Origin of the sequence: Streptomyces sp. NPDC006602 (genome assembly GCF_042870385.1) — a bacterium.
Classification (GTDB): Bacteria; Actinomycetota; Actinomycetes; order Streptomycetales; family Streptomycetaceae; genus Streptomyces.
Map to the genome: position 1 here is coordinate 1 of NZ_JBIAHG010000045.1, position 14615 is coordinate 14615.

Here is a 14615-nt window from a genome sequence, read left to right on the forward strand (position 1 = left end):
CCATCCGCATACCTCACACACCACGAGATACAGCCACCACACCGGGCCCCTCAGGGACTTCTAGAAAATTCACCCTGACGAGCCGAAGTCAGTAGAACGGCGGCGACCAACGTCCTGCCCAGGTCGGCGTATATCCGGCTGGAGGCCAAACGGGGTCCTGTGGGAACGACGGGTGGGGCCACACGTGGCCCACCCATTCGCATTCTGGGATCGAACCTTCCCAGTCGTCGGTGCAACGGTCGGCGTAGTCGCGGCCTACCAGCACCGGCCGGGTCAGCAGTCCGTTTGCGGCGTTCTGCACTCGCAGGACCAGACCCAGGTCGTTGATCCCGGGGTTTCCGCGCGGCCCATAGGACACGCCGCCCATCGAGTCGGGCAGATCGAACAGCCATTCCTCCAGCTCAGCCGGGCTGCCACCGACCAGCCCCACCCCGTCCAGTGTCACCTGCGGCCCGCGAACGGCATCAATGGCGATGCAGAACAGTCGGCCGGAGCCGTCGAAGTACTCGTAGACGGTAGGTTCCGCCGGGCTGAGCCCCAGCTGGATACCCACGACCTCTGGAAAATAGGGCTCGGCTTGGAACCGACGTAGCTCAGAGGTCTTCGGCAGCGCCATCGCTGCCTCATCCATACTCATGCCGAACTGCAACGGCCCGACGCTCTCCAGCGGGGTGAGCACCCACACCGGCCGGGCCCGTGTGGTGGCTTCTTGAGAGCCTGGCGACGTCATCCCGCCCATTCCCCTCTGCTGACCTCGAGCTCCAAGAGGTGAACTGTCCGATAGGTGATCACCTACACGAAAAGTGCCTCTGGCCAGCGAGAATGAGGAGTGTCTAGGCCCTCGTTCCGCGTCGTCGGAGGCACTTCTCAGGTGAGTAAGCGTATCGGGTCGTACCCGCGTGTGCGGGTGGCGGGTGGCGGCCGAGGGGTGGTCGCGCAGGCTGGTGGGGTGCTGGTGGTCGAGACGGCCCGCCGGGCCGGGCTGGATGCGGCGCTGTCCTCGACCCTCGCGCCGTGGCGCAAGCCCAGGGCGGTGCACGATCCGGGCAAGATCCTGCTCGACCTGGCTCTGGCGACCGCTCTGGGCGGTGACTGCCTGGCCGACATCGCGATGCTGCGCGCCGAGCCGGCCGTGTTCGGGCCGGTCGCCTCCGACCCCACCGTTTCCCGGCTCATCGACACCCTGGCCGCAGCCGGTCCGCGCGCCCTGGCAGCGGTACGCCGGGCCAGGGCGGATGCCCGCGAGCGGGTCTGGCAGGCTTGCCGGGCACCAGGCCCCAGACGCGGGTGGTGAGGTGACCGTGGACATCGACGGCGTCCTGGTCCTGGCGCGCTCCGAGAAGGAGGACGCTGCCGCGACCTGGAAGAAGACTTTCGGCCACCACCCGCTGTTCGCGTTCATAGACCACGGCGCCACCGGATCCGGAGAGCCGGTGGCCGGCCTGCTGCGACCGGGGAACGCGGGCAGCAACACCGCCGCCGACCACATCACCGCAGCCCGGATCGCGCTGGCCCAGCTCCCGGCGAAATATCGGCGCGGGCGGCGGACGCTGATCCGCACCGACTCCGGCGGCGGCACTCACGAGTTCGTGAACTGGCTTGCCGCCCGTGGTCGCTGGCTGTCGTACTCGGTCGGGATGACCATCACTGACGCGATCCACCAGGCCGTGCTCCTGGTTCCGGCCTCGGACTGGACACCGGCCATCGAGCCCGGCGGCGAGGTACGCGACGGCGCGGGTCGCCGAACTGGCCGGGGATGTCCTCAAAGGCTGGCCGAAGGGCATGCGGCTGATTGCGCGAAAGGAACGCCCGCATCCAGGGGCGCAGTTACGCTTCACCGACGCCGACGGAATGCGCCTGACCTGTTTCGCCACCAACACCGCCAACGCGCCGATCGCCCAGCTGGAACTGCGGCACCGCCAGCGTGCCCGCGCCGAGGACCGCATCCGCGCCGCCCGCGACACCGGCCTGCGCAACCTCACCCTCCACCGCGCCGCACAGAACCGGATCTGGCTGGAGATCGTCCAGATCGCACTCGATCTGCTGGCCTGGATGCCGATGCTCGCCCTGACCGGCGAAGCCCGCCGCTGGGAACCCAAGCGGCTCCGGCTACGGCTGTTCTCCGCCGCCGGACAGCTCGCCACAACCGGCCGCCGCCGCTACCTCCGCCTCGCCCGGCACTGGCCCTGGACCCACCTGATCACCACCGCGTTCGACCGCCTGCAAGCCCTACCAAAACCCGGCTGACCAGCAACAACGTCTCATCCCGACGAACCCTCTCACCCGCCCGGAGCAGTGGAACCCGGCGCCCACCCGACGCGACAGGCGGGCCACCAGCCTGCCCACCACCCGCCTCACAAGACAAAACGGCCCGCCAGCGAATCCGACGGACCGTCACGAAAGATCGAGGTTGAAGGCGTCCATCTGCGGAGATCCAAAGCCCAGTTAGTCGGTCAGGGTGTCCCAACCGCGACTGCGGGACGTGCACGCGAAGCGAATACATGCGCCGTTGGTGTAGTCACCCATCCGAAGCGGTGGCTGCCGCATGGCTTCGGAAGAACTCGGCGACGCGGTGGAACGACTCCTTGGGCTCCCAGGGCGGCATAGCCTTCGACTTCGGGTCCTCGTGCCCGAATGTCTTCACCAGCGCGAAGGATGTCATGTCCAGGTCCTTCGCCCCCTCGCCCGTTCGCATGGCCGGGAACGAGAAGGTAAAGACGAAGACGGCGTGGACGTCAGCGTCGGCGAGGAGCTCGAGCTGACGTCCGGCATAGTCGGCCTGCTCCCGCTCGCTGCGGGTCGGGACGACGCCGCCCTCGAAGATGCCGCTGCCGTCGGGGTTGACGCCTTGCAGGATCATGAAGCCACCGTCGCCACGGACGGCCGCTCCCTCGTAGGTACAGCATCCGACCTCCATCACGGCAAGCGGCTTGCCGTGGCGGTAGGCCGACAGGCCGGCGACGTACTCCTCTTCTGTCTCTCCACGGCGGTAGTAGTCGACGCCGACGATGTCGAAGATGCTCCAGTCGATGGCCTCCGTCCCCGCGGAGTACGTCAGCGGACCGCCGAAGGTTGCACGGATCGTCTCCGCGAAGGACCTGAGGACCTTGTTGAGCTTCGCCGACTTCTCAAGCAGTGCGTCGGGCAGGCTCGCACCAGGCATGTGCGCGCCGGCCGTCTGGACGCCGAGCCACGTGCTTCGTTCGGCCCACGATGCTCCGGGGAAGATCCCGTCGCCGAAGCTGGTGTACTCGCAGGAGGTGACGAAGACGATGTCGGCACCCTCGCTCCTGAGCTGCTCGGCAGCCGCCGCGGCTTTGGCGAGGTAGGCCCGCGTCTCGTCGATACCGGCGTTCATCTTCCAAGGGCTGAAGTAGACGGCGAGCCCGGCTGCATGGGCGGCGCGCCCGGCCGTGAGCAGACGCCCTACATTTTCCCCTTCGATGCGCACGGCGTTGGCATGCAACTCGGTGGCGATCACGCGCATGTCATGGTCGACCAGCGCGGGGTCGAAGGGCTCGACTGAGAACCCTTCGTCCGTGTACTTCAAACCGACGTCGTAGACGACCCCGCGATACCTCATACAACTCACTCCTTTATACAACTCACTCCTTTTCAGCGAGAACTGAACTGGGCTTCGTCCCGCAGGAACGAAGTGCTCCGGAATCCGTAGCAGCCGTGCAGGTTGGTGCCACTCGTCCCTCCTCAGCTGGAGGAACGGCCGGAACTGAGCAGCCGTCCGGCTTGTTGACCCAGACGCCGATGCGTCTCACCGTCCGCGGGAATACCCGGACGGAGCCTGGATTCGACACGTTGCCACCGTCCGGATATCGCTTTCCTTCCGATCTCACGGACTTCATGCGCCGTTCGGAGTGCACCGTCGTCCGCCACGTCGCGCTATGTCAGGTCACAGGCGATCGTCGCCATCTCCTGCGGACCGTCTCGGGGGCGAGCGTTTTTCGAGTGAGCCGGTCGCCAGGAGAGGGCCCGGGGTGGCGTAGTCGATGCCTCGCGCACGCGTGTCAGCGTCCTTCCACCTGCTGGAGTCCGTGTTCCAGCAGGTCGAAGGCCAGGTCGACGTCCTGGGCCAGAGCGCGGCCGGCGTCGTTGGCGGAGGCACCGCCCAGCAGACGCTGGTAGTACGTCTCCTGGAGGGCGAGCAGGGACGCGGTGATCTGGGCCGCCATGAGCGCGGCTGTCGTGGAGCCGTATTCGTCGGCCAGGACCTGCGCCAGTGCCTGGCGCTGCTGGTAGGACAGCCCGTGTGCTGCGGACTGCAGTGCCGGGCTGTCCTGGATCACGCGCAGGCGGGCGATCAGTGCGTTCAGATCCGCCTTCGCCGCCTGCCCGGCATCGAACGCGCGAGGGTGTGTTCGTAGCGCCTCAAGGAGCGTCTGGTCGGCTGCCCGCCGGGTGACGATCCCTGCCAGGTCGTCGCCGCCCACACCGTGGAGGACGAGTGATTCCTTGGTCGGGAAGTACGCGAAGAGCGTTGCCTTCGCCACTTCCGCGGCCTCGGCGATCTCGTTGACCGTCACCGCGTCGAAACCGCGCTCGGTGAACATCCGCAACGCCACCGCGGCGATCCGCTGCCTGGTCTGTTCCTTCTTGCGCTCACGAAGCCCTGTCACGCAACCAGCAAGCCATACTGGGTTCAATAATGAACTGGGTATGGAATCAACGAGGGTGTCACCGCACTCGCCGGCTGGAGGTGGGCAGGTCCGTCGGGGCACAGAAGGCCCTGCGGCACGGCCGATACCCTGCGACCCACCCTCCGAAGACTGCACTGGGGCCCGCCGCGGACGCCGACCTACTCGGATGGCCACCGGCCGCCTTGGCGCCGCCCCCCGTTGATCAGCCATCGGCTTCCCTTCCGGCAGGCGGGAACCGGCAGAAGGACAGCGCCGACCACTGGACGGCCGGCGCCTTGCGAGTTACCGCTGCGCCTGCGCAGGGGCTGCACGGGTAACCCGGGAGACCGGCTCGGTCCGGCTCCGCCCGGCGGCGACATCTCCGACGGGCGGAGCCGGTACGCGACTGGCCGGTCCCGACGTCGCGCAGATCATCGCGCGCCCAGTCACGCACGGCTTTCTGGATGCGGAACGACGTGTTACCAGCCGAATTCGGGAACGGAGGGATGCGCGACGGTGGCCGACAAGCCGCCGTCGATCGGGAAGATCTGGCCGCTGATGTGCCGGGACAGACCGGACATCAGGAACAGCAGCACGCCGGCGACATCCGCAGGCACCCCGACCCGGCCGTTCGGCGTCACCTGCTCGATCTTCGCCCAGGATTCGGGTGCGAGCCTGCCGAGCAGGACCGGGGTCTTGGTGAAGTACGGCGCCACGGCGTTCACTGTGATGCCCTGTGCCCCGAGTTCGACCGCGCCGACGCGGACAAGCTGGTGGGTTGCGGCCTTCGCCGCCCCGTAGACACCCTGGTTCCGGATCGCGGTCACCCCGGCCATCGACCCCACGATGGCGATCGCGCCGCTCCCGTCGTCGACCATGAACGTGCTCGCGAGCCGCATCACGTGCATGACATGGCGGGTGGTGATGGTGATCCTCTCGTCCAGATCGGCATCGCTGGCCGCCGAGAGCGGCCCGGCCTTGGCTATGGCGACGATGTCGACGATGCCGTTCAGCGGACCGTCCGCGGTGGCCTCGGTGAACGCCCGCTCGAGTTCCCTCGCATCCGTGATGTCCGCCGTCACGGCAACGCCGCTGACCTCTTTCGCGACGGCCGTCGCGAGATGAGGGTCCCGGTCGACGCAGACGACGTTCGCACCGGCCCCGGCCAGCAGGCGCACCGTTTCGAGGCCGATGCCCTGCCCCGCACCGAGCACCGCGACCCTCCGGCCGGCCAGCCCCAGCAGATCCTGTCCCGCAGCACTCATGACGCACTTCCTTCGTGTCGTGGATGAACTGACGTGCCAGAAGGATACACAGATCCTAAGTGGTACGTAGTTCCATCATGGGTTACAGTTCTTCTTGTTGACTTCGGGCCGTCCCCCGGCGCCTGGCAGTGGCCGCGCATGCCGTCCTGTCACGAAGCGAAAACACGAACAGAAGGAGTCGCATCATGTCCACGAGCAGCACAACAGAGGTCGAGACCACGGTTCGGCGCTTCTATGAGGCGCTGACCACCGGCGACACGAATCTGTTCCCCGACATCACCATCACCATTGAGGACGTTGTCGTCTCCGGCGACCGGGCGGCGGTGCGTACCGTCGCCCGGGGCACCCACAAGGGCGAGATGATGGGGATCCCCGCGACGGGCAGGCAGGTCGAGTTCAACGCATCCGACATCCACCGGGTGGAAGGCGGCCGGATCGTGCAGAGTTGGCACCTCGAGGACTACGTCGGACTCCTCAGCCAGCTGGGAGCGACGTTCAGCGCGGCATCCTGACGCAGAGAGCTGCCGCCGCTACGGACGACAGCCGGGAAGCCCGGGGAGAATCCCTCCCCGGGCTTCCGCCCAGTGACACAGTCCGCCGACGAGGTACCCGTGATGCGGGTCCCCTCCCGACGCCCGCCATCGAACCAGGGCGCGCCATGCCGAACCCGACATCACGACCGGCCCGCGCGCACCGCCTGGCTGACGACGCCGTCGCACGCCGCAGGCCACTGCAGCACGAGGTGCCGAGGTGATGGCCGCCCAACGAGTGGAACACGAGCGTGAGCTGCGCGGTCCTGCGCGCCCTGAGCAACTTCGAGATCATCCGCTGGACGTCTCGTGGCCGGTGGCGGAACACACACCTGGCCGAGCAGCTGGGCATCGAGGACGTCTCGTGCGTGAAGCGCTACGAAGAGCGGCAGATGACTCTCTGCGAGGACTCCTGGGAGATCCAGGACGCCTACGGGTACCACGACTTCGAGGATCCGGGATGGGGCCGGAGGTTCCGGGTGTTCCTGCACGGGCGGGCCTGGACGCACGCCAAGGGGCCGCCGGCTCTGTTCGACCACGCGACCGCGTGGCTGCACCGGAACAGGGGTCTGCTGCCGGGGGTGTGGTGCTGGCGCGGCAGGTCTCCGAGGTGCGGGCGGTCGCACACAAGCGGCTGTTCCGCACTGTGTCCAAGGCTGCGCACCGGGCTGATCCGGCGCTGCCGGCCGAACTGGTGCGGCCGGACGTGCCGGACGGGTCGCGGATCTCGGAGCTGGAGTGGGCTGCGGCGGCCTCCGACTCGCACCACGGCCACGGCGATGGCCCGCGCCCTGGAGCGGGTCAACGAGATCTCGGCCTTACAGCTCGGCCGGTGAACCTGACGTGGGTGCCGGTGAACCGGCTGTCCACGCTGGCCCGGCGCGGGCTGGCCTCCAAGGTCGCGACGCCGCAGCAGTCCCCGGAGCAGAGACGGACGGCCCTGCTGACGGCGGCGGTGCGCCGTCTGGAGGCCGCGGCGATCGCCGACGCGCCGGACCTGTTTGCACTGCTGATGGCCACCGCGCTGATCAGCCCGTCGCGCCGGGCCTCGGAACGGGAGCGGTTGGCGACGCTGCCGCAGCTGGAAGAGGCCTCGCGGACGCCGGCGAAAGCCTCGCGGGTGCTGGTGCGGCAGCTGGAGTCGGCCGAGGAGGACTGACGGCGAGGATGTCCTCGATCGTGCTGGCGGACGAACGCCGAAGCGAGTCTGCCCTTGCGAGGACGAACGTGTTCCGATCGCCTGATCACGACAGCCCGCCGTCACCCTGGCATGACTTCCTCGGAACCAGCCGCTGGGCCGTCGCCCCACCTGCAGGGTGCTGACCTCGCCCCCAACATCAGCTCGTGTGCCTCACCACGACCAGCAACATCACCGCGAACCGTATCGTGAAGGGTACATTTCGCGTACCAAATGATGACCAGCGGTCGAACCGCGCTGCCTGTCCAGCCGCCGATGTGTCGTCCGTTTGAACATTGGGAGTCAGTGGCCGGAATTTTCCGGCTGGACACGGCCGCTGCTGGGTTGTACGACGGCCTTACCGTATTCTGATCGCGTGACCGTATCAGGCAACTCAGCGCCCCGCAGCTCCGCCGAATCAGTCGACCTGGCAGCCCAGGTCGGCCGGGTAGCCGCGCCCCTGCGTCAGCAGGTGCTCGATGTCCTGCGTCAGGCGATCCTCAGCTTTCACTATGCCCCTGGGCAGCGGCTGATCGAGCGCGAGCTGATCGAGGAGATCGGCGTCTCGCGCACCACCATCCGCGAGGCGCTGCGTGAACTGGCGGCGGAGGGTCTGGTGAAAACCATCCCGCAGAAGGGCGCCGTCGTCGTGGTGCCCTCGCCCCAGGAGGCCCTGGAGCTGTACGAGTTGCGCGCCGTGCTGGAGGCGCTGGCGGTACGCCGGTTCACCGAGGTCGCGTCGGACGAGCAGGTGGCGGAGCTGCGTGCGGCGTTCGAGCAGCTGGCCGAGGCTGCGAGCGGGGACGGTGACACCCTGCGGGTCCTCAAGGCGAAGGACCACTTCTACGACGTCCTGCTGCGAGGCTGCGGCAACCGCTCGGTCCACTCCACGCTCGGTGGTGTGCAGGCCCGCCTCAGCCTGCTGCGGGCCACGTCGCTGGCACAGCCCGGACGCATCGAACGCAGCGTGCAGGAGTTGCGCACCATGGTGGAGGCCGTCGAGGCCCGCAGCGCCGAGGCCGCCGTACGGGCCTGCAACCATCACATCGAGCAGGCCAAGCGGGCCGGACTCGAGGGGCTGTCCGCCACGAGCGGGCTGCCGTTCAGCAACGCCACGGCCTGAGCCGCGCCCCTGTGTGCGGGGGGGGCGGCATGCCGTACGCGGCTCAGTGCATGACGTACCCGCCGTTCGGTGAGAGTGTCTGCCCCGTGTAGAACGCCGACTCCTCGCTCGCGAGGAACAGGATCGTGTGCGCGATCTCCTCCGCCGAGGCGGCCCGGCGCAGCACCCCCAGTTCGACGACGGCACGGCGGATCTCGCCGTCCTGCGGCAGCATCCGGGTGTCCGTCGCCCCGGGCGCCACGGCGTTGACACGGATCATGTCGGGTGCCACCAGCGCGGCCACCGCCCGGGTCATCCCCAGCACGCCCGCCTTGGACGCCGGATACATCGCCGGCAAGGGGAAGTTGGCCAGGGCTCCCACGCTGGAGACGTTGACGACGGAACCTCCTGAGGGGCTGTTGCCGCGCATGGCGCGCACGGCGGCTCGCACGGAGTAGAACGTTCCGGCCAGGTTCACGGCGATGACGTCCGCGAAGTCGTCGTCGGTGAGGTCGCAGATGTCGGCCCGCACACCTGAGATGCCCGCGGCGTTCACCGCGATGTCGAGCCGCCCGAACTCGGCGAGTGCACTCGCGTACGCCGCGTCCACCTGAGCGCTGTCCCTCACATCGGCCCCCAGCACGACCACTGAGTCGTGTCCGGCCACCGCTTCGGCGGTCCTGGCGGCGTCGAGGTCGACGGCCGCGACCCTGGCTCCCTCCTCGACGAAACGGTGGACGGTGGCCAGGCCGATGCCCGAGGCGGCACCGGTGACAAGAGCGGCCCTTCCGGCGAGGCGGCCGCCGACGGACTTACGCCGGCCGCCTCTCGCCGAGTCGTCCATGCCGGTGCCTACTTCGCGGTCGCGGGGTCGTCGAAGAACGTGTCAAGGTACTCCCGCGGCATCCACGCCGCGCCGTCCTTGACCTCTCCGGGATCGCTCACGGTCGCACCCGCCGGGAGGTAGTCGGACAGGTTCGCCTTGGTGATCAGCGACGGTTCGCGGGTGATGGTGTTGACCTTGGGGCCCGCCCCCTGCATCACCATCATTCCGACGGTGAACCATGCCTTCGCCTGCTGCGTCCCGTTGCCGCCCGTACCGGCGGTCTCGTAGCCGTCGGCCGACAGCTTCTTCCAGGAAGCCAGGGAGGAGGCGGAGGCACCCGCGTCGACCACCTTGGGGGCGTCCCGACCGGTCGATTCGAAGGCCGCGTAGACCCCGGAGCCCATCACGCCGAGCTGGGCCACCATGTCGATCTTCTGCGGGTGGCTGGAGAGGAACTTGAGCAGTTCGGTCTTGGCCACCGGCGGCACGTAGGCCCCGTTGACCTCGCCGATCGACTTCAGGTCGGGGCAGGCGGCGAGGACGTCCTTGACGGCCTTGTAGGCGATCGTCTCCGACGACAGACCCTGGAAGCCGCGGACGACCACGACATTGCCCTTGCCCTTGAGCTGCCCGGCGACCCGGGCCGTCGGCTCGGCGGCGTTGAGGTAGGCGTTCTCGGCCACGTTGACGGCGTACTCGGAGCGGATGGTCGAGGAGAGCGCGACCGTCACGACGCCCTTCTTGCCGGCGGCGTCGACCGCCGAGACCATCGCCTCGCCGGAGAGCGGCGTGACGTAGATGATGTCGACGCCGGAGGCGACCAGTTCGTTGTAGCCGCGGATCTGCTCGGCCGGGGTCATGGTCGCCGGGTCGGTCATGATCCGCTTGACCAGCTTGCCCTGCACCAGGCCCTCGGACTTGGCGTCGGCGAAACTCGCCTCCACCTGCTTGACGACGGCCGCGGCGTACGCGTTGGAGGCGGGCAGGTAGGAGAAGCCCACCTTGGCGGGGCGGCCCAGCGCCTTCTTGTCCTGCCACACGCTCGCGAGCACGTCCTCGCCGTAGGCGTTGTACGCCTTCTGGAGGTCCGCGGGCAGTGCCTTGACTGCGCCGTCGGGGTCCTTGGGGGCGACGGTGGGCACCTGGCCACAGTCGGCCGCCGCCTTGCCCTGGGTGTCCGTCGAGCTGTCGCCGCTCGCGCCGCTGACGTTGCCGGTGGCTCCGCCGCAGCCGGCGAGCAGGGCGGTGAGGACGATCCCGGTGGAGGTCGCCGCGACGCGCGTGCGGGCGCGCCGGGAGGTGGGTCTGTTCATGGACTGCCTTTCTGGGACGGTGCTGACGCGGGGGGGGGGGGGAAGGTCGGTGAAGATCCCGCGAGATGGGCCGGGTTCGGGCTGCCGGGTCGGACCTGAGGCGGGTGAAGCCCGGATCGGGCCGGCTACGGCGACCGGGTCAGACCTGGTCGCGGAGTCTGCGCTCGCGGCCGTAGACGGCCATCGCGGCGAGGATGACGACGCCGTTGAGGATCTGCTGGTCGGCTTCCTGGAAGCCCAGCCCGACGAGCACGGTGGAGACGACGGTGAGCAGCAGCACCCCGACGGTGGTACGGGTGTAGCTTCCGGGCCCGCCGAACGCGGTCCCGCCGAGGACCACCGCGGCGATGCTCTGGAAGAGGTAGGGGTTGCCGAGCCGGTTGTCGACGTTCCCGGCGAAGCCGGCCAGCACGACGCCCGCCAGGACGGCGAGGGCCGCGGAGACGGCGTACACGGTGATCCAGACCCGGCGCGTGCTGATGTGTGCGAGGTCCGCGGCCACGGGGCTCGCGCCGGTGGCGAGCAGCCGGCGTCCGGGCAGAGTGCGGTGCAGGACGACGGAGATCACAGCGATCACCAGCACCCAGATCACCACGATCGGCGGCACCGGGATGCCGAAGGTGGACGACATGGGAGCGCTCAGCCGGGTCGCCCAGCCGGGGGCGCCGGTGCCGCTGCCGCCTCCGCTGAGGACCGCGGTCACTCCGATGGCGATCGAGCCCGCGGCGAGGGTGACGATGATCGGGTGGACGCCGAAGCGGTGGCACACGTATCCCACGAGTCCGCCCATCGTGGCGGCGCAGGCGACCGCCGCGGCCAGCATGACGAGGACCGGCACGCCCGGAACGTCGCTGAACTGGGTCACGGTGACCGCGCCCGCGACGATGAATCCGGCGAGCGAGAGGTCGATGCCGCGGATGAGCACGACCAGCGTCTGTCCGATTGAGGCCAGGCCGGTCAGCGCGCAGAGTACGAGGACGGACCGGATGCTCGTCGGCTCGAGGAAGCCCGGCATGGAGAGTGCGCCGTAGGCGAGGACGGCTGCGGTGAGCAGGATCTGGACGAGCGGGAACCGCCGCTGCAGGGAGAGAAGCCGCTGTCCGGTCGAGGGGACGGGGCGTTCGAGTGCGGGTGCCGCGGGGCCGGGGGCGTGGGCCGCCGTCTCGAGCGAGCCTTGCTGGGTGGTCGTCATCGGCCTTCCTTCAGTTCTCGTGCCGCGATCGCCCCGAAGAGCACCGCACCGATGAGCAGGGCCCCATAGATGACCTGCAGCCAGGTCTGCGATACCTGCACCACACCGAGCAGGCTCTGCAGCAGGTAGATCGCGGCCGCGCCGGCGAGCGCGTTGGCGATCCCGCCGCCTCCGCCCTGGAGGGGAATGCCGCCGAGCGCGACCGCCGCGATCGCGATGAGGGTGTACGCGGAGCTCGTGCCGGACTCGGCCGTCGACGCCAGCCCGATGAGCACGAGGCCGCCCACGGCGGCCATCGCGCCGCCGAGCGCGTAAGCGAGCACGCGGACCGTTCCGACGGGCACGCCGCTGGTGAACGCCGTGACGTCGTTGCCGCCGACCGAGCGCAGGAGACCGCCGTACGTCGTGCCCCTGGTGACCAGCAGCCAGAGGACCGCCGGGACTGCGAGCGCGACCAGGCCGCCGGGGATCGGTCCCATGGACCCTGCGAAGTCCGCCATCCAGGTGCCGGAGACGGTGGTCGGGCTGGGGGCCAGCTTGAGGTCGAGGCCCGTGAGGACGAAGAACATCGCCAGCGTGACGACGATCGGCTGGAGCCGGCCGACGACGATGAGGAGACCGGTGAGGGTGCCGACCAGCGCGCCCGCGATCAGGAGGAGGGGCAGGGCGGCGTAGCCTCCCAGGCCGGCCGGCTGGAGCTGGGTGGCGTAGAGCAGCGCGCTGAGCGTCATCAGCGGGCTGATCGACAGGTCGATGCCCCCGCGGCCGCTCATGATCGAGGGGACGCTCGCCATCGCGGCGATGCCGAGCGGGGCCAGGGCGGCCAGTTGGGAGGTGAGGCCGAATCCGGGCTGTTTCACGAGGTTGGCGATCAGCAGCACTGCCGCCAGGATCACCGCGAACAGGTAGGTGTGCCGGGCGAACAGGGACCTGAGGCCGCCGCGCCGGGATGCCGCAACCTGGTGAGCGGGCCGCGGGGCGGCGGTGCGGACGGCCGGGTCGGTCGTGCTCATGCGGTCACCGCCGCTCCGCCGAAGAAGGCGTCGACGAGCCGTTCCCGGCTCAGTTCGGCCCGTCCGAGTTCGGCGGCGAGCGAGCCTTCCCGGAACACCAGGACGCGGTCCATCAGTTCCACGTGCTCGTCGACCTCCGAGGAGAGCATGACGACGGTCAGCCCGGCCTGGGACAGCTCGCGCAGCAGCCGGTAGAGGTCTTGTTTCGCACCCACGTCGATGCCCCTCGTCGGGTCGTTGAGCAGCAGAACCTCGGGCCCCGCAGCCAGCCAGCGGGCGATGACGACCTTCTGCTGGTTGCCGCCGCTCAGCGTGGTGATCGCGTCCGAGGAGCGGCCGTACCTGATGTTGAGGCGCCGGACGTAGTGGCCGAACCGTTTCTCGGCCGAGCCCGCGGACAGCAGCCCGTTCCTGACGTCGCGGTCGGCGGTGGCGATCGCGAAGTTGTCCAGGACCGACATCCACGGCAGGATCGACTCCCCGCGCCGGTCCCGTGCGACATACGCGACGCCCAGGTCCCGCGCCTTCCCGGGGCCGCTGACCCGGTGCTCCTCGCCGCCCTCGATCCGTACGACCCCTTCGGTGTCGCCGTGGCCGACGAGCAGGCGGAGGAACTCGTCCTGGCCGTGGCCCTCGAGTCCGGCGAGCCCCACGATCTCGCCCCGGCGGAACTCCGCGTCGCACGGGGCGGCGTCCGGACGCAGGCGGGAGCCCCGTACGCGTTGGACGACCGGGCGTGCGGCGGCGTCGCCGACGGCGGTGTTCTCGTCCGCGGCCGCGCGGACCGTGTCCGGCACGAGGTGCGCGCCGCCCGTCATCAGCCGGATCATCTCGTCGTGGTCCCAGTCCGCGTCCAGGGTGCCCACTGTCTCCCCCGACCGCAGCACGGTGACGCGGTCGCCGATCTCGCGGATCTCGTCCATGCGATGGGTGATGAGGACGATGCTCATGCCCTGCGCCGCTCGGTGCCTGAGCAGGGAGAACAGACGGGTGCGGGTGTCGTGGTCGAGCGCGCTGGTCGCTTCGTCGAGGATCAGCACCCGGGGGTCGCGCAGCAGGGACCTGGCGATACCGCAGGCCTGCCGGTCGCTGAGCCGCAGCGCGCCGAACGGGGTGTCCAACGGTGGCGGCGTGCCGAGCAGTGCGGAGAGAACCTCCTGCGCCTTCCGGCGTCGGACGGTGTCCCGGGACACGGGGTGCAGCAGGCCGTCGGCGCCGAGCCAGAGGTTGTCGAGCACGGTCCGGTTCTCGACGCCGAGCACTTCCTGGAACACCGTGTCGATACCCGCTCGCAGCGCCTGGGCGGGCGTGCGCGGCGCGAAGGGGCGGCCGTCGGCCCGCATGGCGCCGGCGTCCGGCCGGTGTACCCCGCTGAGGATCTTGACCAGGGTGCTCTTCCCTGAGCCGTTCTCCCCCACGAGGGCGTGCACCTCGCCCGGGAACAGATGAAGTGACGCGTTCCCGAGCGCGACCGTCGGGCCGAAGTGTTTCCGCAGACCGTCGACCGCCAGGACGGCGGCGGGCGCGGCGGGCTCGTCGGTGAGTGGGTGGGTCGACACTGACCCC

The 14615-nt window shown here is 69.4% G+C and carries 11 protein-coding genes and 2 pseudogenes; 4 read left to right on the forward strand and 9 right to left on the reverse strand.

Annotated features, from left to right (window positions below; all coding sequences use genetic code 11):
• Positions 1 to 88 precede the first annotated feature (88 nt).
• On the reverse strand, positions 89 to 730 hold the full coding sequence (locus ACFYO2_RS44585; protein ID WP_388361845.1) for a hypothetical protein: 642 nt from the start codon (positions 728 to 730) through the stop codon (positions 89 to 91).
• Between the two features lie 141 nt (positions 731 to 871).
• Between ACFYO2_RS44585 and ACFYO2_RS44590 the strand changes: the two are divergent.
• Positions 872 to 2247 (forward strand): annotated as a pseudogene (locus tag ACFYO2_RS44590) (IS1380 family transposase).
• A gap of 271 nt (positions 2248 to 2518) precedes the next feature.
• Here the strand turns inward: ACFYO2_RS44590 and ACFYO2_RS44595 are convergent.
• The 3 genes from ACFYO2_RS44595 to ACFYO2_RS44605 all read right to left on the reverse strand — a co-directional run bounded on the left by ACFYO2_RS44595 (position 2519) and on the right by ACFYO2_RS44605 (position 5896).
• Complete coding sequence (locus ACFYO2_RS44595; protein ID WP_388361848.1) at positions 2519 to 3583, reverse strand: hypothetical protein; 1065 nt, start codon at positions 3581 to 3583, stop codon at positions 2519 to 2521.
• A gap of 439 nt (positions 3584 to 4022) precedes the next feature.
• On the reverse strand, positions 4023 to 4631 hold the full coding sequence (locus ACFYO2_RS44600) for a TetR family transcriptional regulator (RefSeq protein ID WP_388361850.1): 609 nt from the start codon (positions 4629 to 4631) through the stop codon (positions 4023 to 4025).
• A 479-nt stretch (positions 4632 to 5110) separates the two neighbouring features.
• Positions 5111 to 5896 carry an SDR family NAD(P)-dependent oxidoreductase gene (locus tag ACFYO2_RS44605; protein ID WP_388361853.1) on the reverse strand — a complete coding sequence of 262 codons (786 nt, stop codon included), beginning with the start codon at positions 5894 to 5896 and terminating at the stop codon, positions 5111 to 5113.
• Between the two features lie 185 nt (positions 5897 to 6081).
• On the opposite strand from ACFYO2_RS44605, the gene ACFYO2_RS44610 reads away from it, so the two are divergent.
• From ACFYO2_RS44610 to ACFYO2_RS44620, 3 genes and pseudogenes are all read left to right on the forward strand, one after another.
• A complete protein-coding gene (locus tag ACFYO2_RS44610; protein ID WP_388361856.1) occupies positions 6082 to 6408 on the forward strand; it encodes an ester cyclase in 327 nt (108 codons plus the stop codon).
• A gap of 301 nt (positions 6409 to 6709) precedes the next feature.
• Positions 6710 to 7579 (forward strand): annotated as a pseudogene (locus ACFYO2_RS44615) (DUF4158 domain-containing protein); the annotation flags it as partial.
• Between the two features lie 400 nt (positions 7580 to 7979).
• Positions 7980 to 8726: a GntR family transcriptional regulator gene (locus ACFYO2_RS44620; RefSeq protein ID WP_388361859.1), complete on the forward strand. Its 747-nt coding sequence runs from the start codon at positions 7980 to 7982 to the stop codon at positions 8724 to 8726.
• Between the two features lie 43 nt (positions 8727 to 8769).
• On the opposite strand, the gene ACFYO2_RS44625 is transcribed toward ACFYO2_RS44620, so the two are convergent.
• From ACFYO2_RS44625 to ACFYO2_RS44645, 5 genes are all read right to left on the reverse strand, one after another.
• Positions 8770 to 9549: an SDR family NAD(P)-dependent oxidoreductase gene (locus ACFYO2_RS44625; protein ID WP_388361862.1), complete on the reverse strand. Its 780-nt coding sequence runs from the start codon at positions 9547 to 9549 to the stop codon at positions 8770 to 8772.
• Positions 9550 to 9557: 8 nt separating this feature from the next.
• Complete coding sequence (locus ACFYO2_RS44630; RefSeq protein ID WP_388361865.1) at positions 9558 to 10844, reverse strand: substrate-binding domain-containing protein; 1287 nt, start codon at positions 10842 to 10844, stop codon at positions 9558 to 9560.
• Between the two features lie 139 nt (positions 10845 to 10983).
• Positions 10984 to 12036 carry an ABC transporter permease gene (locus tag ACFYO2_RS44635; RefSeq protein ID WP_388361868.1) on the reverse strand — a complete coding sequence of 351 codons (1053 nt, stop codon included), beginning with the start codon at positions 12034 to 12036 and terminating at the stop codon, positions 10984 to 10986.
• Positions 12033 to 13049 carry an ABC transporter permease gene (locus ACFYO2_RS44640; RefSeq protein WP_388361871.1) on the reverse strand — a complete coding sequence of 339 codons (1017 nt, stop codon included), beginning with the start codon at positions 13047 to 13049 and terminating at the stop codon, positions 12033 to 12035. The genes ACFYO2_RS44635 and ACFYO2_RS44640 overlap by 4 nt, the downstream gene beginning before the upstream one ends.
• Positions 13046 to 14608 carry a sugar ABC transporter ATP-binding protein gene (locus tag ACFYO2_RS44645; protein ID WP_388361874.1) on the reverse strand — a complete coding sequence of 521 codons (1563 nt, stop codon included), beginning with the start codon at positions 14606 to 14608 and terminating at the stop codon, positions 13046 to 13048. The genes ACFYO2_RS44640 and ACFYO2_RS44645 overlap by 4 nt, the downstream gene beginning before the upstream one ends.
• Positions 14609 to 14615: the final 7 nt, after the last annotated feature.

Bases quoted from the DNA above. Each gene is read 5' to 3' on its own strand.
- ACFYO2_RS44585 (WP_388361845.1), bottom strand. From the start codon at position 730: ATGACGTCGCCAGGCTCTCAAGAAGCCACCACACGGGCCCGGCCGGTG.
- ACFYO2_RS44595 (WP_388361848.1), bottom strand. From the start codon at position 3,583: ATGAGGTATCGCGGGGTCGTCTACGACGTCGGTTTGAAGTACACGGAC.
- ACFYO2_RS44605 (WP_388361853.1), bottom strand. From the start codon at position 5,896: ATGAGTGCTGCGGGACAGGATCTGCTGGGGCTGGCCGGCCGGAGGGTC.
- ACFYO2_RS44610 (WP_388361856.1), top strand. From the start codon at position 6,082: ATGTCCACGAGCAGCACAACAGAGGTCGAGACCACGGTTCGGCGCTTC.
- ACFYO2_RS44625 (WP_388361862.1), bottom strand. From the start codon at position 9,549: ATGGACGACTCGGCGAGAGGCGGCCGGCGTAAGTCCGTCGGCGGCCGC.
- ACFYO2_RS44630 (WP_388361865.1), bottom strand. From the start codon at position 10,844: ATGAACAGACCCACCTCCCGGCGCGCCCGCACGCGCGTCGCGGCGACC.
- ACFYO2_RS44635 (WP_388361868.1), bottom strand. From the start codon at position 12,036: ATGACGACCACCCAGCAAGGCTCGCTCGAGACGGCGGCCCACGCCCCC.
- ACFYO2_RS44640 (WP_388361871.1), bottom strand. From the start codon at position 13,049: ATGAGCACGACCGACCCGGCCGTCCGCACCGCCGCCCCGCGGCCCGCT.